Here is a 23,476-nt window from a genome sequence, read left to right as displayed (position 1 = left end):
CTTTTCGGCGGACAACTCCAAGCTGGGGGCACACCCGGAGGAGCCGACTGTGATGAGCCTGTCCAAGTACGACGGATTCGTCCGTGCTGACGACTACTTCGACAAGAGGATCGCGTCCGAGAAGCTTGACGGCTACAAGTCCGTTGCACCAGGAGGATGGGCGTATTCAACGATCCACATTGACGAGGGGGCCATCGCCCGGAACAACCTTGGAGAGACCGGAGTCATTAGCCCCATGTACACCACCCTCTGTTGGCGGGGGGACGGGGCTGCGCTGCCGGAGTACGCCGAGCTGATGGTCCGTAGCCCGCGGATGCTAGCCGAGTATGCCAACAATGCACGGGGAAGTGTAAACCGCAGGCGCAGCCTTCCCTTCAAGGTGTTCAGCACCATCCCCATCGCCCTGCCACCGCTGTCAACACAGGAGCGGATTGTCGAGGTCATCGGCGCAGTCGACGACCAGATCACCGCCCTCGACGGCGAGGGCGAGTCGCTGTCTCTGGTTCTGCGTCGTCGCCGAGCCGACCACATGACCGATGAGTTGGTGGAGCCGGTCAGGGCCGAGCACGCCTTCGACTTCTCGACCGGGGTTCGTCGTACTCCTGAACGCGCCAGCGGCCCCTATATGACGCCGTATCTACGTTCTGCGAACGTCGGATACGGGACGCTGGACCTTTCCGACGTCCTGGAGATGAACTTCGACCCGGCGGAGCGCGAGAAGTTCGGACTCCGGTACGGCGACATTGTGGTGTCCGAGGGCAGCGCAAGCGCGAAAGCAGTCGGAATGCCCGCCATGTGGCGAGACGAACTTCCTGCCCCTGTCTGCACCCAGATGACCCTCCTACGGCTTCGCGCGCTCGAAGGCATTTGCATTCCTGAGTTCGCGTTCCACTGGAGCATGTGGGCATACGAGTCTGGGGCGTTCCTCGACGTCGCGGGCGGATCCAACATCAAGCACATCAGTGCCAAGCGCTCGAAGAGCATGTCCGTCCGCCTCCCCTCGATCGACCGGCAGCGCGAAGTCGTGGCCGAGCTTGAGGCGATGGAGGCGACACTTACTGCTCTGCGTGCTGAAGCCACCCGGCTTCGTCAGGTCCGCGCCCGGCTGCTGACGGGATTGTTGGATCGCACCATCGACATCAGATCCGTCGAGCAGGAGGTCTGATCCGTGGCGAGGGGCATTCGGGAGCGTGAGTTCCAGAACCTGATGATCAAATGGTCCCTCCCGATGGGCTGGGCCTTCACTGCGGGTAGGTCGTTGCCGCGTGAGTCGACGCAGACGGTGGTCACCGGCCAACTGCGGGACACCATCATCCGGCTCAACCCGGGGTTGATCGACGGCTTCGATGTGGACGCGGTCGTCGAGGAGATCACCGCCATGGTCAACGCGGTGGAGGGCGGCCTGGTTCGCGCTAACGAGCAGGTGCTGCACCTGCTGCGCGGGCGCAAAGAGTTCCGGAACGCTGATGGCGTGTGGCACACCCTGAAGGTCATCGATCTCGAACACCCGACCGCCAACACCCTGGTCGTCTCGGACGAGGTGACCATCACCGTCCCCGGCAAGACCTCCCGCCGCTTCGATCTCGTGTACTGGGTCAATGGTCTGCCCCTGGTCGTGGTCGAGGTGAAATCCCCGACCTCGAAGTCCGGGTGGGCCGATGCCGCCCGCGAGATCAACGACGTTTACGCCACCGAGTACCCGTGGTTCTTCACCCCCAATGTCTTCGCCGTGGCCTCCGACGGACTGAAGCTGCGGTTCGGCGCTGTCGGCGCGCCCACGAACCTGTGGCAGCCGTTCCGCTCCACTGCCGACGACGAGAACCTCTCCGGCCAGGCCGACGTGCAGCGCTCCGTCGAGCTGCTGATGAATCCGGCCACGGTCCTGGACATCCTCGCCAACTTCGCCCTCTTCGACACCTCCGGGGGCGGGGCGGACACGAAGTATCTGCCACGCTACCCGCAGCGGGAGGCCGCGCACCTGATCCACCAGCGGGTCCTGGAAGGCGGGTCCAAGGGCCTGATCTGGCACCACCAGGGGTCGGGGAAGACGCTGCTGATGGTGTTCGCCGCCTCGCTGCTGCTGGCCGACACTCGCACCGACTCACCCACGATCATCCTGCTCTCCGACCGGCTCCAGCTCGTCCGGCAGACCTCCGGGGTGTTCACCTCCGCGATGGGGGACGCCTACTTCCACGAGCCCGCCACCGGTCAGGAGTTGCGTTCCCTGCTGGCCGACGATGTGCGCGGCGTCATCTCCACGACCGTCCACAAGTTCGCCGACGCCGGCAAGAACCTGTCGAGGCGGGACAACATCATCGTGCTGGTCGACGAGGCACACCGCACCCAGTCCACCAGATCGAAGTCCCTGGCCGGGCAGATGCGCGCAGCACTGCCGAACGCAAGGTTCTTCGGCATGACCGGCACCCCCCTGAGAAACCTCGCCACCGACACCTTCGCCCTCTTCGGCGAGGAGACTGACCCGGACAGGGTGCTCCACCGCTATTCGGTGTCCCGGTCCCTGCTGGACGAGGCCACCGTTCCGGTCATGCTCGAACCGCATCCGGTCTCCTTCGAGATGAACGACCAGGCGCTGCAGGCCGAATTCGACCAGTTCGCCGACGACTTCGACCTCGACGACCCCGACCGTGAGACCTTGTCCCGCAAGTTCGGGCGCCTCACCTCGGTGTTCGCCAACCCCGACCGCATTCACACGGTCTGCCAGCACATCGTGGACCACTACCTGGCCGGCGCCTACCGCAACGGCCTCAAGGCCCAGGTCGTCACCTACAACCGTGAGCTGGCCGTGGCCTACACCGACAAGATCAACGAGCTGCTGGCCGGCTTCGAAGCGTCACAGATACTCGCCGAAGTCGGCAAGCACGGCCGGATCACCGCCGAGGTCAACATCTCCGTCTCCGACTCCAAGGACGAAGACCCCGCGATGCGGCCGTTCCGGCTCTCCGAGGCTGAGGAGGAGGAGCAGAAACGGCGGTTCCTCACCCCGGACGACCCGCTGTGCTTCCTAGTGGTGACCGCGAAGCTGATGACCGGGTTCGACGCCCCCAACGAGGGCGTCCTCTACCTGGACAAGCCGCTGAAGGCCCACAACCTGTTCCAGACGATCACCCGCACGAACCGCACCTGGGTCTCCCCGACCGGATTCGCGAAGACCTGCGGCGTGGTCGTGGACTACATCGGCCTGGCCGAGGAGGTCCAGCGGGCCGTCACCGACCCCACGTCGAAGGAAGGGGCCGGCAAGGGGGGCGGGTTCGTCACCGACCTGTCCGAGCTGGTCGCCGAGTTCCGCACCACCTTCGCCCGCATCGAAGACCTGTTCGCGGACGTGGACGACCTGGACCTCACGGTCCCCGGATACCAGTCCGTGCGGGCCATCAACGCCTTCCTGGACGCCAACCCCGGCGCGGCCGAGGTGTTCAGCAGGGACTACCGGCTCCTGGCCCGGCTCTACCCGCTCATCAACACCGACAAGCGCATCGCCAAGTACCGGGACGGCTTCGGGCTGTTCGGATCCGTGTACACGACCCTGTTCAAGCAGTCCTCCGACGAGGAGCGGAAGGAACGGCTCAGCGAGCTGGGGCCGATGGTCCTGGAGATCATCAATGCCCACGTCCACTCCTTCTCCGTGGTCGCTTCCCAAAAGGAACCCCTCGTCCTGGACGCTCAGGGCATCGCGGTCCTGAAGGAGCTGCTGGCGCTCGTCCACCCCAAGCTGGGCAAGGACGATGGCGAGGACAAGACGCCGCCGTCCGCGGCGGAGATCCTGGACCGCATCAAGGCCGCGCTCGACAAGGGCGTCGACCCGGGGTCGGCGAAGTACACCGCCCTGGCGGAGCGGATCAGGAAACTGCGTGACCGGCTCATCCAGAACGCTCAGGACTCTTTGGACTTCCTCTCCGAGGCGCTCCGGGTCGCCCGCGCCATCGTGAACGCCCAGAAACACCCGGATGAAGCCGTCGTCGTGCTGGACGACGACCACGTGGGTGTCCTGTCACGGATCATCCACGACCACGCGCCGTCCGGCCTCACCGTCACGGAGCGGAACCTGGCCCAAGAGATCGACCAAGTGGTCACCCGCACCCTCGCCCAATCATGGGACAACGCCGACGAGCGCAACAGAGGCGTCCGCCGCGCTACCGCGGCGGTCTTCCGCCGGTACATGCTGAAGCCGGTGGGGGAGCCGTATGACTCCACTGTCGCCTACATCCAAGCCCACTACCTCGTTGACTGACGAACGCGCGGAGGCCCGGCAACTCGTGGTGGTTGCCGGGCCTCGTTGCGCTGGTCGAGCGTTGATCCATCCCCTGTGCCGCGCCTGAGGACGACCTGGCTGATACTCCAGTGCGGCGCCGCTGGCGGCACTGGTTGAGGCGCGTTGGAGTCTGCTCGTCCGCTCGTCGAGTTCGGTTGGGGTGAGGGACCGCATGGCTGAGTGGACAGAGCTGACGCGGTTTGGCGGTATCGCGGACCTGGCGCGGTGGCCGACTAGAGGTGAGCCCGCAGGCGACGGCGTGCAGCTGTGTTGAAACGCGCATGCGTTGGGCGGCCGCTACCGAGACATGACCTGCAATGCCTCGCTATGGCGTGGTAGCTGCCCTCCGGGGGCGCCCGGCTCGGACGTGGGCGCGACCCAGTCCAGTGGCAACCACCCTTTGGGCCAGAAGAATGCATTCACCGTTGCTCAGGTGATATCCGACCGCGTACCGACCGGCCGAGGGGCGGGGCGTCCGGATGCGGTCACGTTCACCGACGCCCGCACGTCGGTGTTCCCTGGGAATTCTCTCAGGTTTCCGCCCTGCGATCGGGTTCTCATAGCGCGTCAATCCAGCTTGTTGTGTAGCGCCCCAGGTCATGGCGTCGTCCGTCGTCTAAATGTTGCGGGGCAGGAGGTTGGTGACGGTCGGCGAGGCGCCGCGGCTTCGAGGTGGGTATTATGGATTCTGCGATCCAAAACATGCTAGGTTCGCCTCATGGCCAGACCACGTACGTTCGACGAGACCGCAGTACTTGATGCCGCGGTGCGTGAGTTCCGCGTACACGGCTTCGCCGAGACCTCGACCGAGCAGCTTTGCGAGGCGGCGAGCGTGCGCCGCAGCAGCCTGTACAACGCGTTCGTCTCCAAGGATGAGCTGTTTGTGCGGGCCTTGCAGCACTACGTCGCGACGACCGGAGCGCGCCAATCGACGATCCTCGCCGACGACGAGCTGACGGGCGCGGAGAGGTTGCGCACCCTTGTCGACGTCGTCATGGACGAGGAGCTGCAGGCGGCGAACCGCGGCCACGCGGCCGGCTGCATGGTCGTGCAGAGCCTCATGAGCCCGGACCTGCGTGAGCGGGACGAGCGCGTGAGCCGAATCCTCGACCGCGACCTGCGCGAGCGGCTCTCCCTTCTGTCCGGAGCGATCCGGGCCGGTCAGATCGACGGGTCGATCGCCAAAGGCGTAGATCCCGACGACGGGGCCGTGCTCGCCAGCACCGTCATCTCGGGCCTGCGCGTGACCGCGCAGACCGGCGTTGACGTCGAGACGCTCCGCCGGATCGCTCTGGCCGGATTGAGTTCCCTCCTGCACTGACCGCGCCGCTGCCCGGCGGCGCTTCTTCACGCCCATATTTTGGATAATCAAGTACAGAAAGAGTTTCTCTTGAGCACAGCAACAGCACCAGCCGTGAAGAAGGCCGTCCCATCCGCGGTGTACGTCCTCGCCGCCGGGGTGTTCGCGATGGTGACCAGCGAGTTCACCGTCGCAGGCCTCATGCCCCAGCTCGCGGAAGGCCTCGGCACCGGGATCCCGCAGATCGGCTACCTCGTGACGATCTTCGCCGTCGCAATGGCCGTCGGAGGCCCACCGCTCACCTTCGCCCTGCTCAAGGTTCCGCCGAAGACCGCGCTCATGACCGTCTTCGCGATCTTCCTCGTCGGCAACGTCATCGCAGCGCTCGCGACCGGGTATCCGATGATGGTCCTCGCCCGGATCACCAGCGGGGCCGCCTCGCAGGCGTTCTTCGGTATCGCGGTCTCGATGGGCGTCCAATTGGTCGACGAGCGGGTGCGCGGACGCGCGGTCGCTGTCGTCATGAACGGGCTGATGCTCGGGACTCTGCTCGGCCTGCCGCTCGCGACCTTCGTCGGTGGCCGGTTTGGCTGGCAGACCGCGTTCTGGACTATCTCAGCGATCACCCTGGTCGCCGCCATCCTGACGCTGGCCTTCGTGTCGAACCCCGCCGCACCGGCCGACGGCGGTGTTGAGCCCGCCGCATCGACCCGTTCGGATTTGGCCGTGCTGCGAAAGCCCCAGTTCTTGCTCGCCCTCGCCTCCAGCACGCTCATCATCGGAGCGACGTTCTCGGCATTCAGCTTCTTCACCCCGATCCTCACCGAAGTCACCGGCTTCTCGGACAGCCTCGTGCCCGTTCTTCTGCTCGTCTACGGAGCGGCGACCCTGGTTGGGAATCTCGTCGTCGGCCGCCTGGCCGACAAGCACACGATCTCCACGCTACTGCTCGGCACCGCACTGAACGCCCTCTTCCTCACCGGCTTCGCGCTCTTCACCGACATTCCGTCACTGGCGCTGGCGTTCATGCTCGGGATCGGCCTGGTCGGCGTCACCATGAACCCCGCCATGGCTGTCCGCGTCCAGCGTGCAGGAAGCACCGCACCACTGGTGAACACGATCCACGGCTCGTTCATCACCCTTGGCGTCATCATCGGGTCGGCTGTCGGCTCCGCGCTCATCCCGCTGCATGGCTTGCGATCACCGGTCGTCCTCGGGATCGGTCTGGCAATCCTGGCAATCGCCGCCATCTTGCCCGCCCTGGCCAGCCCGTACTTGCGACGCGGTGCACCCGATGACGCATCGGAAGCGGAATCGGACCAGTCCCTCCTGTCTGCCTTGACCGAAGACATCTGAACCGATCGGGAGACCACTGTGAATTGCTTGCTGGCAAACCGCTCCGGCGAGGTCAAGGCATGACCCATGCGAACGCGCCGCTCAGCCTTGAAGGACGACGACGTTTGGTCGAGCGATGCAAGAACCGGCCTATCGCACACGTGGCCGCCGAGATGGGAATCTCGCGGGCGTGCGCATCGAAGTGGGTCAACCGATGGCGGCGTCACGGTGACGCCGGACTTCAAGACCGCACATCGACTCCGCATCGGAGTCCGCATGCGACACCTACATGGGTCATAGAGCACATCGAGACCTGGCGGCGCGAACACAAATGGTCGGCCCAACGCATCACCGACGAACTCGCAGACCTGGGCTACCGGATCAACCGCCGTACCGTGACTCGGCACTTGAACCGACTCAGCCTTGGCCGACGCCGCTTCCTCGACCCTGACGGTGACAGCAACCGCAAACCGGGCAAGATCACCGCCCGCTGGCCCGGGCACATAGTGCACCTGGACGTGAAGAAAGTCGGCAGGATCCCCGACGGCGGCGGATGGCGCATCCACGGCCGCGATAGTGACCAAGCCAAGGCCGCCGGTCGCGCCAAGTCGGCCGGCGCACGGGGTGGGTACACCTACCTGCACTCCGCCATCGACGGCTTCTCGCGGCTCTCCTACACCGAACCTCTACCCGATGAGAAAGGAGCCACCGCGGCAGCGTTCCTAGCCCGAGCCAAGATCTGGTTCGCCGCCCACGGCATCACCCACATCCACCGTGTCGTCACCGACAACGGCGCGTGTTACCGCTCCGGAGACTTCGCCCGGATCGTGGGCAGACAGTCCCGGCATCAGAAGACCAAGCCCTACACACCTCGACACAACGGCAAGGTTGAGCGCTATCAGCGGATCCTGGCCGAAGAACTGCTCTACGCCCGGGACTTCATCAGCGAGGATGCGCGCTCAGCTGCAATCGCGGTCTGGAACATCCACTACAACTATCACCGACCACACTCAGGCGCGGGCGGCCAGCCACCAGCATCCCGACTGCGAGAAGGCGTCACCAACGTCCGGCCCTCATACAACTAGGCCATGGGAAGTGTACGGCCCGTCACGGGATGCTTGAAGGGTGAGGCAGACCGAAGCGGCCAACAAGTGCAGGTCATGCCGTGGCAGGGGGTACAAGACAGTGCTTCCCCGGCGGCTCATCGTCCTGCGTCCGAGGAACGACGCGACCGAACAACCCCGTTCGGTCCCCTGCTCCAATTGCAGAGGTACCGGCGTCGTTCCCGCTGCCGCTTAGGCATAAGTGCACGTGACCCCCGCGACACGGGCTAGGTGTCCGGGGGCGTGGCCAACCTGAGGAAGCAGGCTGACGTGAAGCACCTTATCGCCCGAACCCGAGCGCTCATCATCTGGCTGGTGTCCGGCCCCACGGGGCGGCATCGCCGGACTGCTCCCCATACTCTTGTTCTCGTCCCTCCTGCGCGGGTGCAGACTCTTCCCGCGCCGGCGCCCATTCTGATGGACGGCAGCGACCCCCGGGCGTATGCGCTTCCGCGCCGTCCCTTCGAGGCATGGGAAGAGCGAAAGAGCGTTGTTGAACAGGACCGGACCCGGCGGGGCCTGGACCTGCTGACGCAGATTTCCCGTACCACTCCGCAGGCTGACGACGACCTAGCCGAGCTGCGGGACGTGATCCGTACTGCTGTTGCCCTGGGGGTGGGGCAGTGAGCGGCTTCGACCTCCCGGCTCCTGACGACCTGGTCGCCTTGCGTCAATGGGCGTACATGATCGACGCGGTCCCTCCCCAGGACTATGCCCCCGTTCTGGACATGCTCCACCAGTGGTTCGGCGACCGATACATCATCCGCCGGACCCACGCTCTGTGGTGGGCCACTGATCGCGACCCGCGTACCAGCACGGAACCGACGATCATCGAGCCCGCGCTTCAGCAGTTCGTCATGAAGTTGCTGGCGCCTTCTCCTCGCGCGGCACGCCCCAACGCTGCCAGCTAGACCCCCGCGCGTCCCGGGAACTTTGCCCGTCGGGATGCCTTCCCCTCCCGGGGCGCGCGGGTCCACCCCTCCTTGTGGTGACGTGCACGTCCCGTATGTCGTGCTTCCCACCGCGTGCCCTGTCCTGACCTGGCCACCCACCATGGGGGCCTGACAGGTCACACCCCCGCAAAGTAAGCTGCTTGTCTACACGAGTACTAGAGTCACCAGGTGATCAAGATGTCCAGCTTGGAGTTTGCACCTCCGAAGTATGTGCAGATCGTCCATGCGATCCAAGAGCGGATCCAGGACGGCACATACCCCGTGGGAGAGAAGCTTCCTTCAGAGTCTCGGATGGTGCGCGAGTTCGGAGCTGGCCGCTCGACGGTCGTTCGGGCGCTACAGATACTCAGCCTGCAGGGCTGGATTGAGCGGGAGCACGGACGTGGCTCGTTCGTGCGGGGGATTCCCCAGGTAGCGGCAGAACGCTCGCACGCGGGGGCAAGTGCCTTCGATGCCTCGGAGGACCCCAAGTCCAGCCGCATCACCAATGCGGGGCGCGAGTCCGTCGCTGGCCCGATCGCCGATGCCCTGGGGCTCCCGGAGGGCTCCCCCGCGATCATGCGTCGCCGCCTGGTGCTCATTGCCGGCGAACCGAGCGAACTGGTGACTCTGTGGTTTCCGCTCGACGTGGCTTCGGGGACCGACCTTGACGACGGCCGTGTGATCAGCATCGGAGCGCGTGAGCACCTTCAGATGGTCAAGAAGGTTCGCCCAGCCAGGATCACGGAACGTCTCTCGGCTCGCCTGGCCACCGAGCAGGAAACTGCCCTGCTCAGCCTAGATGAGGGGACACCGGTCCTCGGGATCGTTGCTCGCATCCTGGATGCCTCGGACAACGTGATTGCCGTAGCGGATGTGGTTCTGCCCGGTGACCTGCACGAACTTGAGGACTCCTACCCCGCCGCGTAGTCCTGCAACATGCCGACCACTTAACCACTTGTCCGAACGAGTGGGGGTCGGCTATTGTGGTGGTCACTCGACCGGACAAGTGGTCGACTGGTTATCTGGTGAGGAGCTTTTCGTATGGCGATTCAGGGTGCTCTGCCGGTGGAGTTCGGAGTCGTGTTCCCGCACGGCGCGTACGCCCTCGGGGTGGAGGCGATCACGAACTTCGAGACGAAGCGTCCCGAGGTGGACAAGGACACGGGTCTGCCCATGTGGGCGGTGGACGTGATCGATGCCGACCCCGAAGCGCGGGGCAAGGCCAAGTCGGTGAAGGTGAAGATCGCCGCTGAGGTGTGCCCGACGCTGCCCGATGAGGCGCCCGGCCTGCCGTTCCGCCCGGTGGAGTTCGAGGGTATGGCGGTGCGGCCCTACATCGAAGAACTGGGGCGTGGCCGGAACCGGATCGCGTACTCCCTGCGGGCGCGCGGGGTGAAGGCCCCCGGTGCCGCTGGCCGCCGCTCCACCTCGGCTAAGGACGCTGCCTGACCAAACGAAGTGGGGCGGCTGGTGCTCCAACATCAGCCGCCCCCTTGGGGCCACCGGATGCGCCAACATCCCCGGCCCGCTGACTCTCCCGCCACTGGCTACCAACCAACGAATACAGAAGAGGTTTGTTGATTATGTCTGATCGCCGTCCGCGCGTCACGATCCGCGAGATTCGTGACCTGCTGCGCATGGTCCGTGACCGACACAACGCCACGAAACCGCTGTCCCCGGCTGAGGAAGCACCGCGCCCGTTCCCGCGCAGACCTTCCGGTTCTCGACCCCGGTCGTCCCGACGCCGGCCGTGTTCGTGATCGGTGGGTGGATCGCCCGCCTGGTCGGATTCCTGGTCCGGTTGCCGTTCCGCTTCCCGGTCCTGGTCGGCTCGCTGACCGGCTCGGCCGCTGTCGCGTACTGGCTCGGGTGGGTGTGGCTGGGCGTGGCCCTGGCCCTTGTCGGCGGGGGACTCGGTGTGTGGTGGTGGCGCTGGCCGTCCTCGTTCCGGCGGCTGGTAGGGCTGCGGGCGCTCGGGGCGTGGCGGTGGGTGTGGGTCTACCACCGGCACTGGCAACCCGTCCTCGTCGTCGCTGGCCTCGCCGAGTCCTACCTTGAGCGCCAGTACCTTCCCCGTATCCGCCGGGTGACGTGCTCGGACTGGTCGGACCGCGTCCGAGTGAAGCTGGTGGCCGGCACGTCCCCGGCCGACTTCGAAGAACGCGTTGTCGAGCTGGCGCACGGCTTCGGCGCCCCGTCGTGCCGGGTCACCGTCCGGGGTCCGCGCGACATCGTCCTGGAGTTCCCCCGCCGGGACATGCTCGCCGACACGATCGGCGCAATGCCCGTCCCGGCTGACGTGGACTTGAAGGCGCTGCCGATGGGGACCTGTGAGGACGGCTCCCCGTGGCTGCTCCGCCTGCACGGAACCCACGTCCTCACCGTCGGCGTGACTGGGTCCGGTAAGGGCTCCGTCATCTGGTCGGCGGTGCGCGCCATGACTCCGGCGATCGAGGCGGGAACCGTGCGGGTGTGGGCGATCGACCCGAAGCGGATGGAGTTGTCCTACGGCCGCACTCTGTTCGCGCGCTACGCCGATGACGGGGAAGCCGCCGTTGAACTCCTTGAGAGAGCGGTGGCCGCGATGCAGGACCGCGCGGCGCGCTATGCCGGCAAGCAGCGCGCGCACGTCCCCACCGTGGATGACCCGTTCCTCGTGATCGTGGTCGATGAGGTCGCCTTCCTGACCGCCTACCACCCGGACCGTGACGTCAGGCGACGGGCGGAGAACGCGCTTGCCACCCTCACCTCGCAGGGGCGTTCGGTCGGCGTCGCCGTTCTCGCCGCTCTTCAAGACCCGCGCAAAGAGGTCCTCAACCTCCGGAACCTGTTCCCCGACAAGATCGCTCTCCGGCTGGATGAAGCCTCGCAGGTGGACATGGTGCTTGGCGAGGGGGCGCGGGATCGTGGTGCGAACGCGCACTTGATCGACCCCGACCTGCCCGGCGTCGCCTTCGTCCGCTTGGAGGGCTCGTCCATCCCCGTCCGTGTCCGGGCGGCGTACGTCTCCGATGAGGACATCACCGCCATGGCCACCGACATGGAAGGGGTGGCCTGATGCCCACACCGACCGGCAAGACCACGCGGGCTGAGCGGATGGCACAGCCACTCGCGCGTGAGGTGGCGGAGCGGATCGCGGCCGACAAGGGCGTGTGCATACGGCCCGTGGCCCTGCGCCGCACCGACCTGGCGACCGGCCGGACCGAGATCGTGGACGTCCCGTGCGGGTCCACTCTGGAGTCGCGCTGCCCGGCGTGCGCTCGGCGGAAGCGGTCGCTGCGCCGGACCCAGTGTGAGGAGGGCTGGCACCTCACCGAGGAACCGACCGTGACGCCGGACCCGCCAACGGATCAGCAGACGTGGTGGGTGGAGTGGCGGGCTCGGGTCACCGCCGAACGTGACGCCCTGGCCGCATCCGGCGACGCTGACGCCGATGACCTGGCGGGGCTGGATGAGGTCATCGCGGAGCTGGATGAGGAGATCACCGCGTCCGGGCTGCGGGGCAAGACCGCACCGCCCCCAGACCAGCAGCGGGCACGCCGTGTTCGCTCGACTCGTCGCCGTCAGGATGCCCCGGACCTCCCCCGCCGGCCGATGACCCGCCGAACGGTCGGCCAGACCTTCGAAGACCCCGCCACCGGGAAGGTGTTCCGCCCGTCGCTGTTCATCACGCTCACCTGCGACACCTACGGCCGCGTCCGCTCCGACGGCACCCCGGTAGACCCGGCCACGTATGACTACCGGCGGGCGGCCCGGGACGCGCTGCACTTCTCCAAGCTGATCGACCGGTTCGTGCAGAACCTCCGCCGCGTGGCCGGGTTCGACGTGCAGTACTTCGCCACCGTGGAGCCGCAACGCCGGTTGGCGCCGCATCTGCACATGGCCACCCGGGGCACCATCCCCCGCGCGGAGCTGCGCCAGATCGCCGCCGCCACCTACCACCAAGTCTGGTGGCCCCCAGCGGACACCGTGGTGTTCCAGGACGACCACCTGCCGGTGTGGGATGACGCGACGGGGAACTACGTCGATCCGGCCACGGGCGAACTGCTGCCCACGTGGGATGAGGCCCTGGACGTCCTCGACGCTGACCCTGACGCGCAACCCATGCACGTGGTCCGCTTCGGCCCCCAGGTCGACGCTAAAGGCGTCCTGGCCGGCTCCCCAGACGCTGAGCGGTGCGTCCGCTACCTGGCGAAGTACCTGACCAAGGACATCGCCGAATGCCACACCGTGGAGACCGACGCCCAGCAGCGGCACGTGGACCGCCTCGTTGAGGCCCTGCGGTTCGAACCGTGCTCGCCTCGCTGCGCGAACTGGCTGCGCTACGGGATCCAGCCCCAGGACGCCAAAGGCGGGATGCGGCCTGGTTTCTGCCGTTCGAAGGCGCACAAGCGTGAGCATCTGGGCTATGCCGGCCGCCGCGTCCTGGTCTCCCGCAAGTGGTCCGGCAAGACCCTGGCCGACCACAAGGCCGACCGCCTCGCCTGGGTCCTCGAACAGCTCGGCATCGACCCGTCCCGTGACGAGGACCAGGGCGCGAACGGCTCCGCCTGGCCGGTCCCGGTTTCTTCCGGCAACCACGCCTGGGAACTCGCCCGACCCACCGACCCCGACGTGGCGCCCCGAGAACACCGCCTCCTGCGCGCGGTCGGTGAGGCACTGAAACGCCGCTCCCAACTCGACCACGCACGCCACACCAATCTTTCGGCAATGGAGAGTGCCGCCTGATGCCACGCACGACCACAACCGCCCCGGGACGGCTGCTGACCGTCAAGCAAGCCGCCGAACGGCTCAACACCACCGAGCGCTACCCGCGCCGGTTGATCGAGGAACGCCGGATCACCTTCGTGCGGATCGGCCGACACGTCCGCATTCCCGAACCCGCGCTTGAAGAGTTCATCGCGGCCGGCGTGGTCGAACCGCTCAGGCTCGGTATGAGGAGGGCTGCCTGATGGCTTCGAAGAAGCGGCGCTTCGGACGCGTCCGGAAACTCCCCTCGGGGCGGTTCCAGGCTCGTTACCCCGGCCCGGATGGCGTCGACCACCCGGCGCCGTTCACCTTCGCGACCAAGAAGGAAGCCGACCGCTGGCTCACCCTGAAGGAAGCCGAGATCACACGTGACGGCTGGTGGGACCCGCACGCCGGTGAGGTGTTGTTCAGGGACTACGCGGAGGAATGGATGCCACAGCGTGACCTGAGCGAGAAGACCACACGGACGTATGAGGACCTGCTTCGCCTGCATCTGAACCCGACCTTCGGCGGAATGATGATCAAGGACATCACGGAAGCCGATGTGCGCAAGTGGCGCGCTGCCCGGCTGCGGCGGAAGACGGGCAAGGGGCAGGTTCCAAAGGCGTACCGGCTGATGCGGGCCATCCTGAACACGGCCGTGTCGGACCGGCTGATTCGCGAGAACCCGTGTCGGATCAAGGGGGCCGACAAGGAGGACAGTGAGGAACGCCCGGTTCTTTCCGTCGCCGAGGTGTTCAAGGTGGCTGACGCGATCAAGCCCCGGTACCGGGCGCTGGTGCTGCTGGCGACGTTCGGCCACCTGCGGTGGGGTGAGCTTGCGGGGTTGCGGCGGCGCTACCTCGACCTTGAGCGGCGGACGGTGTCGGTGCAGTGGACCGTCGTGGACGTCGGCCAACTCGTGGAGGGGAAACCGAAGTCCCGGGCGGGCCGGCGGTCCGTGCCGCTCCCCGAGCTGATCATTGACGAGCTTCGTCGGCACTTGGACGAGTACGCCGCCCCTGGGCCGAACGGATACGTCTTCGTCGGCGTCAAGGGGAACCCGCTGCGGCGCAGCAACTTCACTCCGTACTGGGCGAAGGCGTGTGAGGCGGTGGGCTTGGTGGGCGTCCACTTCCACGATCTTCGGCACACCGGAAACACCTACGCGGCTGAGGCGGGGGCGTCGCTGCGGGAGCTGATGAACCGGATGGGACACTCCAGCTCGCGCGCGGCCATGGTGTACCTGCACGCCCGGGACGAGCACGCGCGTGAGGTGGCTGACCGCCTGGGGGAGCGGGCCGGCGAAGAGCTGAAGAAGGGACAGAAGGAGGGCGAGCAGACAGAGGAGGGTGACGGCGCGGCCGATGACGGCGACTCGGCATCGGGCACGTAGCGGGCACGCGGGCTCCTAGAAGGCCCCGGAAAGCAGTTCGGCCAGGTGTTCGGTTTACCCCGATTCACCTGGCCTTTTGGTGCTTTGGAGCGGATGACGGGAATCGAACCCGCGTTATCAGCTTGGGAAGCTGAAGTTCTACCATTGAACTACATCCGCGTTGGCGATCCGCTGTGCGGCTCGTACCGAAGGTTATCGTACTCGACACCCCGGCGGTACCGGTAACTCCGGCTCGGGAGGCGGGGCGGTGCGGGGTACCAGGTAGGTTCTGGAACGTGTTGCTCTGTGATCGCGATATCAGGTCGGAAATCGAGGCCGGGCGGGTCAAGATCGATCCGTATGACCCGGGGTTGGTCCAGCCGTCGAGCATTGACGTCCGGCTCGATCGGTACTTCCGGGTGTTCGAGAACCACAAGTATCCGCACATCGATCCGTCGGTCGAGCAGCCGGATCTCACGCGGCTGGTGGAGCCGGACGGGGATGAGCCGTTCGTGCTGCATCCGGGGGAGTTCGTGCTGGCGTCGACCTACGAGGTCGTGACGCTGCCGGACGACATCGCGAGCCGGCTGGAGGGGAAGAGTTCGCTGGGGCGGCTGGGGCTGCTCACGCACTCCACGGCGGGGTTCATCGATCCAGGGTTCTCGGGGCATGTGACGTTGGAGCTGTCGAACGTGGCGACGCTGCCGATGAAGCTGTACCCGGGGATGAAGATCGGGCAGCTGTGCATGTTCCGGCTGACCTCGCCGGCGGAGCACCCCTACGGGTCGCAGCGGTACGGGTCGCGGTACCAGGACCAGCGGGGGCCCACACCGTCGCGGTCGTACCTGAACTTCTCGCGCGCCCGCGTCTGACGGCGGGCGCCGGGTGCTGCGGCGTGGCGGTCAGAAGCGCTGGTGGCCCTGGGGGCCGTAGTCGTAGCCGCCGCTGACCGGGGTCCGCCGGTTGCGGCGGGGCAGGGCGTAGGCGGCGAACAGGCCGCCGAGGAAGCCGAACAGGTGGGCCTGCCAGGAGACCCCGGCCTGCTGGGGGAAGACGCCGAAGACCATCGTGCCGTAGAAGATGACGACGCAGATCATGATGACGATGTCGATCGTCCTGCGTTCGATGATGCCGCGCAGCACCAGGAAGCCGAAGTAGCCGAAGATCAGCCCGCTGGCCCCCAGGGTGACGCTGTTGGGCGGGGAGATCAACCAGACGCCCAGGCCGCTCACGACGACGATGATGAGGGATGCCGCGGCGAATCTCCCGAGGCCGCTGAAGGCCACCAGGGAGCCGAGTACGAGCAGCGGCACGGTGTTGGCCACCAGGTGGTCGAAGCCGTAGTGCAGGAACGGCGCCGTGAAGATGTGGCCGAGGTCGTCGATGGTGCGGGGACGGATGCCGTAGACGTCGAGGGCGTTGCCCGCCAGCAGGTCGAAGATCTCCAGGATCCACATCACGGCGGTCAGGGCCACGACGGCGAGGATGGCGCGTATCCGGGACTGCGTCACGCTTTCGACTTTATGCGACCGCCCCTGGTCGTGCCGAGTGGTGTCCTGGCGGGCCCGGGGGTCCTCACCCATCAGACACGCGGATGATCACTGCGTAACCAACCTGAGCTGCGCAGTCGTCAAAATTGTGGTGCAGATCACATTGTTTATGGCAGTGTGCTAAATCACAAAACCTTGCATCCGGTGGATGGGTTTGCTGGGCGTAGGTCGGGGTTCCGGATTTTCGATGGTTAAACGCGTTACCTCGCCGTGATGTGGTCACAGGGTTCTCAAGGATGATCTCTGTAAGGTGACCTATCGACCTAAACCGGACGTAAAGTGCATGTCTCGCCCGGCCGATGACGGGTGACCACGGGTCTCCGGCGAGGTCGGTGGCGGCCGGGCCGCGCTCGCTCCGGCCTCGCGCGCCGCGGGACGGCGCAACGGCAGGGCCGGCCGGGAGTGCGGGACGCACTGTCTCCGGCGGCAGAACGACCGAAGAGGAGACCGTGCCAGCAGTACGCGCAGAGAAGCTGTACAAGGTGTTCGGGAAGCGCGCGAGCAGGGCCGTCGAGCTGCTCTCCGACGGGCGGCACCGGGACGAGATCCGCCAGCTGAACGTGACGGCGGCCGTCATCGACGTCTCCTTCGAGGTGAGGGCGGGCGAGATCTTCGTCGTCATGGGCCTGTCGGGCTCCGGCAAGTCGACGCTGATCCGGATGCTGAACGGCCTGCTGGAACCGACCTCCGGGACGGTGGAGATCGACGGGACCGACATCACCCGCCTCTCCGGAGCCGCCCTGCGCCAGGTGCGCAGCCGCAAGATCAGCATGGTCTTCCAGCACTTCGCGCTCTTCCCGCACCGGAGTGTGCTGGAGAACGCCGCCTACGGCCTGGAGGTCCGCGGCGTGCCCCGCGAGGAGCGCCTGGAGAAGGCGCGGCACTCGCTCGGGCTGGTGGGCCTCGCCGGCTGGGAGGACCGGCTGCCGCAGCAGCTCTCCGGCGGTATGCAGCAGCGCGTGGGCCTCGCCCGCGCGCTCGCAGCCGACACCGACATCATCCTCATGGACGAGGCGTTCAGCGCGCTGGACCCGCTCATCCGGCGGGACATGCAGACGCAGCTCCTCGAACTCCAGGCCAGCCTCGGCAAGACCATCGTCTTCATCACCCACGACCTCAACGAGGCCATGCGGCTGGGCGACCGCATCTGCGTGCTGCGGGACGGCCGCGTCGCGCAGATCGGCACCGCCGAGGAGATCCTCAACGACCCGGCCAACGACTACGTGGCCCAGTTCGTGGAGGACGTCGACCGGACCCGGGTGCTCACGGCGTCGTCCGTCATGGAGCCGCCGATCCCGGTCATCGACCCGGGGCACGGGCCGCGCACGGCCCTGCGCACCATGCGGGAGAACCAGACCGTGTCGGCGTTCGTCGTGCGGCGCAACCGGCAGCTGGTCGGAGCGGTGCGCGAGGACGCCATCGGCGAGGCGGTCCGCACCGGTGCCACCGACCTCGCGGGGCTCGTGGACACCGCCGTCGAGCGTGTGCACCCCGACACCGCCGTGGCCGACCTCTTCCACCAGGCCGCCGAGAGCCCCTACCCGCTCGCGGTGGTGGACGACGACGGCCGGCTGGTCGGCGTGATCCCGCGGGTCACGCTGCTCGCCGCGCTGGCACCCCCGAGCACAGAGAGTCCTGAGCCCGCCGAGAGCCCCGAGGCCCCCGAGAGCCCCGAGCCCGCCGAGAGTCCCGAGGACGCCGACCAGGCGACCTCGCCTCCCGCCTCCGGTGCCCTCGCCGGATCCGACGAGGGGAGCCGGCAGTGACCGCCGCCACCATGCTCGCCCCGCTGGAGATCACGCTGCCCAAGGCCCCGGTCGGGGCCTGGTTCGAGGCCGCCATCACGTGGGTGCAGCTCACCTTCAAACCCGCGTTCGACGCGATCGGTGAGGTGATCGGCGCCAGCGTCGACACCCTCGCCGGCCTGCTGACCGAGCCGTCGGCCGCGCAGCTCACCGTCCTCGCCGCCGCGATCGTGGCGTTCGGCCTGGTTAGGCGCGGTCGCCCCCGGCCGGCCGCGCTCGCCGTGGCGGTGTGGCTGGTGCTCGCCGTCGCCGAGGGCGCGGCCGGAGTGGCGGCGCTCGCCATCCAGAACCTGCCGGCCCCGCTGTTCCTGTGGGCGATGGGACTGTTCGGCGCGGACTACGTGGACCCGCAGCTGGTCCTCGCGCTGCTGCTGCTCGCGGCGCTGGTCGCGACCAGCCTCGCCGCCACCCGGTCGGCCGCGCAGTGGCGGCTCGCCGGCGGCTCCTCAGCGGCGCTGCTCGCGCTGTTCGTCGCACAGCACATCCTGGGCGTGCAGCCCGCGCTGCTGGTGATGCTGCTCTTCACCGCCCTGGCGCTGGCGGTGGCCGGCTGGCGGCTCGCGGTGTTCGCGCTGCTCGGCTTCCTGCTGATCATCAGCATGGACAAGTGGGAGGCCGCCATGAGCAGCCTCGCGCTGATCCTGGTGGCCACCGCGGTCGCCGTGGTCATCTCGGTGCCCATCGGCATCCTGGCCGCCTACAACGACCGGGCCAGCCGTGTCGTCAAGCCGGTCCTGGACTTCATGCAGACCCTGCCGGCCTTCGTCTACCTGATCCCGGCGATCTCCTTCTTCGGCGTCGGCCAGGTCCCGGGCATCATCGCCACCGTCATCTTCGCGATGCCGCCCGGCGTGCGGCTGACCGAGCTCGGCATCCGGCAGGTCGACAAGGAGCTGATCGAGGCCGGCGAGGCGTTCGGCGCCCCCGACCTGCAGATCCTGCGGCGGATCCAGCTGCCCCTCGCGCTGGCGACGATCATGGCCGGCGTCAACCAGGTCATCATGCTCAGCCTGTCGATGGTGGTCATCGCGGGCATGGTCGGCGCCGGCGGCCTCGGCAACGACGTCTACACCGGCATCGCGCGCAGCGACGTGGCCCTCGGCTTCGAGGGCGGTATCGCGGTGGTCGTCCTGGCGATCTTCCTGGACCGGCTGACCGGCGCGGTGACCCGGTTCTCCCCGGCCGCCCGGGCGCAGCGCGCCGCGCGGTGACCGCGCACGACGACCAAGGCGGGGGCCGCGGCACCGCGTTCCGGGGCCCCCGCCGCCACTCCGCACTGGAAGGAAGACAAGACGTGCGAGTCATGGAACGCAGCGGCCGGACGCTCGGCCTGGGAGCCGCGGTCGCCGCGCTGGCGCTGGTGGCCACCGCGTGCAACGGCGAGGGCGGCGGAGTCGCCACCGGCCCGGAGGACGGCGGCGGCGCCGGCCAGGAGATCAGCATCGGCATGATCCCCTGGGAGGAGGACATCGCCGTCACCAACCTGTGGAAGGTGGTACTGGAGGAGCAGGGCTACGACGTCACCATCGAGAACGTCGACGTCGCGCCGCTGTACGAGGGCATGGCGCGCGGGGACGTGGACCTCTTCCTCGACACCTGGCTGCCCGACACGCACGCCGACTACTGGGAGAACTACCAGGACCAGCTGGAGGACATCGGCGTCTGGTACGACAACGCGACCCTGGAGCTGACGGTCCCGTCCTACGTCGAGGACGTGGACTCGATCGAGGACCTCCGCGGCCGGGAGGACGAGTTCGGCGGCGAGATCGTCGGCATCGAGGCCGGTTCCGGGCTGGTCCGCACGGTCAAGGAGAACGCCGTCCCCGCCTACGGGCTGGAGGACTACCAGCTCGTGGAGTCCTCGACGGCGGCCATGCTGACCGAGCTGGAGAGCGCGATCAACGCCGAGGAGCCGATTGTGGTGACGCTCTGGCGCCCCCACATCGCCTACGCCCAGTACGACCTGAAGGACCTGGAGGATCCGGAGGGCGCCATGGGCGAGGGCGAGGAGATCCACATGGTCGGCCGCGCCGGCTTCGGCGCGGACTTCCCCGAGCTGAACGGCTGGCTGCAGAACTTCAAGCTCAGCGACGAGCAGCTCGGCGAGCTGGAGCAGAGCGTGCTGGTGGACCACAAGGACGACGAGGAGGAGGGCGCCCGCGCCTGGCTGCGCGACAACCCCGACTACCTCCAGGGGGTCATGGGCGAGGCCGCCGCCGACCTCACCTTCTGACTCCCGGGCCGTCCCGAGGAGTCCGGCCGACATGGAAGGGGCCGCCCCGCGTGCAGCGGGAGCGGCCCCCTCGTGTCGGCTGCGGCGCCGGGCGCCGACCGGTCCGGTCAGGATCCGCCGGACGGGCCGCCCGAGGTCAGCGACCGGTCGCGCGGCGGGACACCAGCCGCGCTCATGAACGCGTCGATCCGCGCCGGCGAGACCATTCCGGTCAGCGGGAGGTAGGGCCGACTGGCCCGGCGGCCCGCCACGGACGGGAAGTTGTGCGGGCGCCCGGTGGTGTCGCACAGCCCGAGCGAGCGTGTGCGGCCGCGCAGGACGTAGTAGGAGCCGATCTCGCTGAACGGGATCCGCACCACGTAGCGTCCGAGGGTGTAGCGGAACTCCTCGGTGTCGATCTCCAGGACGGGCTGGTGCGTCCGGAACCCGTGCCAGGCGAGGGCCGCGCCGCCGAGGACCAGGACGATCCCGAGCGCCAGATTCGCCCACCCCGTCGGATTCAGCACGATGGCGAGCGCTCCGGCGGCGACCAGCGCGACACCGCCCCACGACTCCGCGTGCTTGCGGCCCAACGGGCAGACCAGGCGAACCCTCTCGGTCACAGACACGCCTCTCTTGGTGTGCGTCACAGGGAATGGATGGCAACCGACGAAAGAACACTATCGGGTTCGGGCGCACCGGAACGGCCGAATGCGCAACGACTGAAACAGGGGCATCCGGCTGTCCGGAATAGCGGGATCCGGTGTGCCGCAGGCGCTCCTGATTCCGACGCCTCCGCCGCGGCCGACGCGCCCGCACGCCGCGGCGCGGCGTGTCGGCGGTGCCGCCCGGAGACGCCCGCGGCGTGTCGCCGGGTCCGGGGAGGAGCTCACATGTTCCACCGCCCGGCCGCCGACTCGGGTACGTACCCGGCGATCAGCTCCGCGTCGCGATGGTCGTGGCAGAGGGGGTCGTCGCCGTCGCGCGGCACGACGCAGTCGGGTTCGGCGCACCGGTGCTCCCCGAGAGCCGCGCGCAACTCGCGGATATGCGTGCGGCAGTGCCAGAGGTCGGGGTCGGTCAGCTCGATGCAGTCGGGAACGGCGCACACCCGTGCTCCGTTCATCCAGCGGGACAGCAGCACCCACCAGGGACGGGCGGGACCCCGAGGGCTGGGGGCGGGGTCGGGGACTGACATAGCACCAAGTTCAGCGGGTGCGCGATGATCGACAAGCCGATCGGCCAGGTGTGGCCGAATGCCGCTCGGCGGCGTTTTCCGTGCTCCTTGGGCGGAGAACCCCGCTGAGGGGCAGCCGACCTGGCCCGACGTTCGGCACCTCTGTTGCGGGCCGGCTGGAAACCGGGGTATTCGGCTCGCGCGGAGTGCGGACCGAGGGCCGCCGGGGACCGGGGCCCGGCCGGAACCGCCCCCGACCCGCTCCCTCTGGCCGGCCGCGCGGTCGGGTGCCACAATGGCCGCCATGACGGGGCGGCCGGACCCGGGCGCCCCGCGGCGAGCCACGCGGAGGCCGAGGGTGCGGCGGACGAACTGGGCGGGCAACCTCACCTTCGGCGCGGAGCGCGTCGTGCGCCCCTCGTCGGCGGACGAACTCCGGCGCGTGGTCGCCGGCACCCCCCGGCTGCGTGCGCTCGGCAGCGGGCACTCCTTCAACGACATCGCCGACTCACCCGGCATCCAGGTGGACGTCTCCGGGCTACCGGGGGCCGTGGAGGTGGACAGCGCCGCCATGACCGTCCGGGTGCCCGCCGGGATCCGATACGCGGAGCTCGGGGCGCGGCTGAACGGCCTCGGCTACGCACTGCGGAACCTCGGATCGCTCCCGCACATCTCGGTCGCCGGATCGTGCGCGACCGCCACCCACGGCTCCGGCGTCCGGAACGGGAACCTGGCCACCGCCGTCGCCGCCCTTGACCTGGTGACGGCGGACGGCGACACCGTCACGCTGGACCGGCGCACCGGCGGCGACCGGTTCCGCGGCGCCGTGGTGTCGCTGGGCGCCCTCGGTGTGGTCACCGCCCTGACGCTGGACATCGAGCCCGCGTTCGAGGTCCGCCAGTACGTGTACGAGGGCCTGCCGATCGAGGTCCTCGACGACCACTTCGACGACGTCGTCTCCGGCGCCTACAGCGTCAGCCTGTTCACCTCCTGGCGGGGACCGCGCATCGACCAGGTGTGGCTGAAGCACCGCGCCGGCGCCCCGGGCGCGGACGCGCCGCCGCCGGAGTGGTTCGAGGCGGAGCCGGCCGAGGGTCCGCGGCACCCCGTCCGCGGGATGCCCGCCGAGAACTGCACCGAGCAGGGCGGTGTCGCGGGCCCGTGGCACGAACGCCTCCCGCACTTCCGGTCCGGGTTCACGCCCAGCAGCGGCGCGGAGCTCCAGTCGGAGTTCTTCGTCCCCCGGCGGCACGCGCTCGCCGCACTGCGGGCCCTGGACGGGGTCCGGGAGCGCATCAGCCCGGTGCTGCAGATCTCGGAGATCCGCACCGTGGCCGCCGACGAGCTCTGGCTGAGCCCGGCCTACCGGCAGGACGTGGCGGCCTTCCACTTCACCTGGATCCCGGACGACGCCGCGGTCCGCCCGGTCATCGCGCTGATCGAGGAGCGGCTGGCCGGCCTCGGCGCCCGGCCGCACTGGGCGAAGCTGTTCGGAACGGCACCGGAGACGCTGGCCGCGTGCTACCCGCGGCTGCCCGACTTCCACGCCCTCGTCCGGGAGTTCGATCCGGCCGGGAAGTTCCGCAACGCCTACACCGACCGCTGCCTGCCGCGCGGCTGAGCCGCGCGGCCTCCCCGCCTCCACCGCGCGGCTCAGCCGCGCGGCAGGCAGCGGTCGGTGTAGGC

At 68.1% G+C, this 23,476-nt stretch carries 21 protein-coding genes and 1 tRNA gene; 18 read left to right on the top strand and 4 right to left on the bottom strand.

Going from position 1 to position 23,476, the window contains the following annotated elements; translation table 11 throughout:
* Positions 1–52 precede the first annotated feature (52 nt).
* The 13 genes from DEF28_RS20155 (at position 53) to DEF28_RS20095 (ending at position 15,067) form a co-directional block, all read left to right on the top strand.
* Positions 53–1,165 carry a restriction endonuclease subunit S domain-containing protein gene (locus tag DEF28_RS20155; protein ID WP_199493412.1) on the top strand — a complete coding sequence of 371 codons (1,113 nt, stop codon included), beginning with the start codon at positions 53–55 and terminating at the stop codon, positions 1,163–1,165.
* Positions 1,166–1,168: 3 nt separating this feature from the next.
* Entirely contained in the window at positions 1,169–4,249 is a 3,081-nt protein-coding gene (locus DEF28_RS20150; RefSeq protein ID WP_114399297.1) for a type I restriction endonuclease subunit R, read from the top strand.
* 739 nt (positions 4,250–4,988) lie between these two features.
* Positions 4,989–5,591: a TetR/AcrR family transcriptional regulator gene (locus DEF28_RS20145; protein WP_114399296.1), complete on the top strand. Its 603-nt coding sequence runs from the start codon at positions 4,989–4,991 to the stop codon at positions 5,589–5,591.
* Positions 5,592–5,684: 93 nt separating this feature from the next.
* On the top strand, positions 5,685–6,926 hold the full coding sequence (locus tag DEF28_RS20140) for an MFS transporter (protein ID WP_114399295.1): 1,242 nt from the start codon (positions 5,685–5,687) through the stop codon (positions 6,924–6,926).
* Positions 6,927–6,985: 59 nt separating this feature from the next.
* Positions 6,986–7,990 carry an IS481 family transposase gene (locus DEF28_RS20135; RefSeq protein ID WP_114399294.1) on the top strand — a complete coding sequence of 335 codons (1,005 nt, stop codon included), beginning with the start codon at positions 6,986–6,988 and terminating at the stop codon, positions 7,988–7,990.
* 261 nt (positions 7,991–8,251) lie between these two features.
* Positions 8,252–8,635: a hypothetical protein gene (locus DEF28_RS28520; RefSeq protein ID WP_233515428.1), complete on the top strand. Its 384-nt coding sequence runs from the start codon at positions 8,252–8,254 to the stop codon at positions 8,633–8,635.
* Positions 8,632–8,919 carry a hypothetical protein gene (locus DEF28_RS20125; protein ID WP_114399293.1) on the top strand — a complete coding sequence of 96 codons (288 nt, stop codon included), beginning with the start codon at positions 8,632–8,634 and terminating at the stop codon, positions 8,917–8,919. The genes DEF28_RS28520 and DEF28_RS20125 overlap by 4 nt, the downstream gene beginning before the upstream one ends.
* 219 nt (positions 8,920–9,138) lie before the next feature.
* Complete coding sequence (locus DEF28_RS20120; RefSeq protein ID WP_374058218.1) at positions 9,139–9,870, top strand: GntR family transcriptional regulator; 732 nt, start codon at positions 9,139–9,141, stop codon at positions 9,868–9,870.
* Between the two features lie 114 nt (positions 9,871–9,984).
* On the top strand, positions 9,985–10,392 hold the full coding sequence (locus DEF28_RS20115; protein ID WP_114399291.1) for a plasmid replication, integration and excision activator: 408 nt from the start codon (positions 9,985–9,987) through the stop codon (positions 10,390–10,392).
* 301 nt (positions 10,393–10,693) lie between these two features.
* Positions 10,694–12,001 carry an FtsK/SpoIIIE domain-containing protein gene (locus DEF28_RS20110; RefSeq protein WP_114433293.1) on the top strand — a complete coding sequence of 436 codons (1,308 nt, stop codon included), beginning with the start codon at positions 10,694–10,696 and terminating at the stop codon, positions 11,999–12,001.
* Positions 12,001–13,671, top strand: coding sequence for a replication initiator (locus tag DEF28_RS20105; protein ID WP_114399289.1), 1,671 nt, complete (start codon positions 12,001–12,003; stop codon positions 13,669–13,671). Before DEF28_RS20110 ends, DEF28_RS20105 begins: the two co-directional genes overlap by 1 nt.
* Positions 13,671–13,895 (top strand): excisionase family DNA-binding protein, encoded by a 225-nt coding sequence (locus DEF28_RS20100; protein ID WP_114399288.1) that lies wholly within the window; start codon positions 13,671–13,673, stop codon positions 13,893–13,895. Before DEF28_RS20105 ends, DEF28_RS20100 begins: the two co-directional genes overlap by 1 nt.
* Positions 13,895–15,067: a tyrosine-type recombinase/integrase gene (locus DEF28_RS20095; protein WP_114399287.1), complete on the top strand. Its 1,173-nt coding sequence runs from the start codon at positions 13,895–13,897 to the stop codon at positions 15,065–15,067. The genes DEF28_RS20100 and DEF28_RS20095 overlap by 1 nt, the downstream gene beginning before the upstream one ends.
* Positions 15,068–15,152: 85 nt before the next feature.
* Here the strand turns inward: DEF28_RS20095 and DEF28_RS20090 are convergent.
* Positions 15,153–15,226: transfer RNA gene (locus DEF28_RS20090), tRNA-Gly, on the bottom strand.
* A gap of 116 nt (positions 15,227–15,342) precedes the next feature.
* Between DEF28_RS20090 and dcd the strand changes: the two genes are divergently transcribed.
* A complete protein-coding gene (gene dcd / locus DEF28_RS20085; RefSeq protein WP_114399286.1) occupies positions 15,343–15,918 on the top strand; it encodes a dCTP deaminase in 576 nt (191 codons plus the stop codon).
* 30 nt (positions 15,919–15,948) lie between these two features.
* Here the strand turns inward: dcd and DEF28_RS20080 are convergent, their stop codons facing one another.
* A complete protein-coding gene (locus DEF28_RS20080) occupies positions 15,949–16,557 on the bottom strand; it encodes a rhomboid family intramembrane serine protease (protein WP_114399285.1) in 609 nt (202 codons plus the stop codon).
* Positions 16,558–17,045: 488 nt separating this feature from the next.
* Between DEF28_RS20080 and DEF28_RS20075 the strand changes: the two genes are divergently transcribed.
* From DEF28_RS20075 to DEF28_RS20065, 3 genes are all read left to right on the top strand, one after another.
* On the top strand, positions 17,046–18,362 hold the full coding sequence (locus DEF28_RS20075; RefSeq protein ID WP_199493410.1) for a quaternary amine ABC transporter ATP-binding protein: 1,317 nt from the start codon (positions 17,046–17,048) through the stop codon (positions 18,360–18,362).
* A gap of 11 nt (positions 18,363–18,373) precedes the next feature.
* On the top strand, positions 18,374–19,612 hold the full coding sequence (locus DEF28_RS20070; protein ID WP_114399309.1) for an ABC transporter permease: 1,239 nt from the start codon (positions 18,374–18,376) through the stop codon (positions 19,610–19,612).
* A gap of 92 nt (positions 19,613–19,704) precedes the next feature.
* Positions 19,705–20,634 (top strand): glycine betaine ABC transporter substrate-binding protein, encoded by a 930-nt coding sequence (locus DEF28_RS20065; RefSeq protein WP_114399283.1) that lies wholly within the window; start codon positions 19,705–19,707, stop codon positions 20,632–20,634.
* A 107-nt stretch (positions 20,635–20,741) separates the two neighbouring features.
* On the opposite strand, the gene DEF28_RS20060 is transcribed toward DEF28_RS20065, so the two are convergent.
* Positions 20,742–21,236, bottom strand: a complete 495-nt coding sequence (locus DEF28_RS20060) for a hypothetical protein (RefSeq protein ID WP_181874372.1) — start codon at positions 21,234–21,236, stop codon at positions 20,742–20,744.
* A 266-nt stretch (positions 21,237–21,502) separates the two neighbouring features.
* Positions 21,503–21,811, bottom strand: a complete 309-nt coding sequence (locus DEF28_RS20055) for a hypothetical protein (RefSeq protein WP_147280194.1) — start codon at positions 21,809–21,811, stop codon at positions 21,503–21,505.
* 283 nt (positions 21,812–22,094) lie between these two features.
* On the opposite strand from DEF28_RS20055, the gene DEF28_RS20050 reads away from it, so the two are divergent.
* Entirely contained in the window at positions 22,095–23,411 is a 1,317-nt protein-coding gene (locus DEF28_RS20050) for an FAD-binding protein (protein ID WP_114399308.1), read from the top strand.
* Positions 23,412–23,476 lie beyond the last annotated feature (65 nt).

Source organism: Marinitenerispora sediminis (assembly GCF_003336425.1).
Classification (GTDB): Bacteria; Actinomycetota; Actinomycetes; order Streptosporangiales; family Streptosporangiaceae; genus Marinitenerispora; species Marinitenerispora sediminis.
This window is presented reverse-complemented; position numbering and strand designations above follow the sequence as displayed.

What these genes read in the sequence shown, in the direction of transcription:
- DEF28_RS20155 (WP_199493412.1), top strand. Translation starts at nt 53, where the DNA reads ATGAGCCTGTCCAAGTACGACGGATTCGTCCGTGCTGACGACTACTTC.
- DEF28_RS20145 (WP_114399296.1), top strand. Translation starts at nt 4,989, where the DNA reads ATGGCCAGACCACGTACGTTCGACGAGACCGCAGTACTTGATGCCGCG.
- DEF28_RS20135 (WP_114399294.1), top strand. Translation starts at nt 6,986, where the DNA reads ATGACCCATGCGAACGCGCCGCTCAGCCTTGAAGGACGACGACGTTTG.
- DEF28_RS20120 (WP_374058218.1), top strand. Translation starts at nt 9,139, where the DNA reads ATGTCCAGCTTGGAGTTTGCACCTCCGAAGTATGTGCAGATCGTCCAT.
- DEF28_RS20115 (WP_114399291.1), top strand. Translation starts at nt 9,985, where the DNA reads ATGGCGATTCAGGGTGCTCTGCCGGTGGAGTTCGGAGTCGTGTTCCCG.
- DEF28_RS20105 (WP_114399289.1), top strand. Translation starts at nt 12,001, where the DNA reads ATGCCCACACCGACCGGCAAGACCACGCGGGCTGAGCGGATGGCACAG.
- DEF28_RS20100 (WP_114399288.1), top strand. Translation starts at nt 13,671, where the DNA reads ATGCCACGCACGACCACAACCGCCCCGGGACGGCTGCTGACCGTCAAG.
- DEF28_RS20095 (WP_114399287.1), top strand. Translation starts at nt 13,895, where the DNA reads ATGGCTTCGAAGAAGCGGCGCTTCGGACGCGTCCGGAAACTCCCCTCG.
- DEF28_RS20070 (WP_114399309.1), top strand. Translation starts at nt 18,374, where the DNA reads ATGCTCGCCCCGCTGGAGATCACGCTGCCCAAGGCCCCGGTCGGGGCC.
- DEF28_RS20065 (WP_114399283.1), top strand. Translation starts at nt 19,705, where the DNA reads ATGGAACGCAGCGGCCGGACGCTCGGCCTGGGAGCCGCGGTCGCCGCG.
- DEF28_RS20055 (WP_147280194.1), bottom strand. Translation starts at nt 21,811, where the DNA reads ATGTCAGTCCCCGACCCCGCCCCCAGCCCTCGGGGTCCCGCCCGTCCC.
- DEF28_RS20050 (WP_114399308.1), top strand. Translation starts at nt 22,095, where the DNA reads ATGACGGGGCGGCCGGACCCGGGCGCCCCGCGGCGAGCCACGCGGAGG.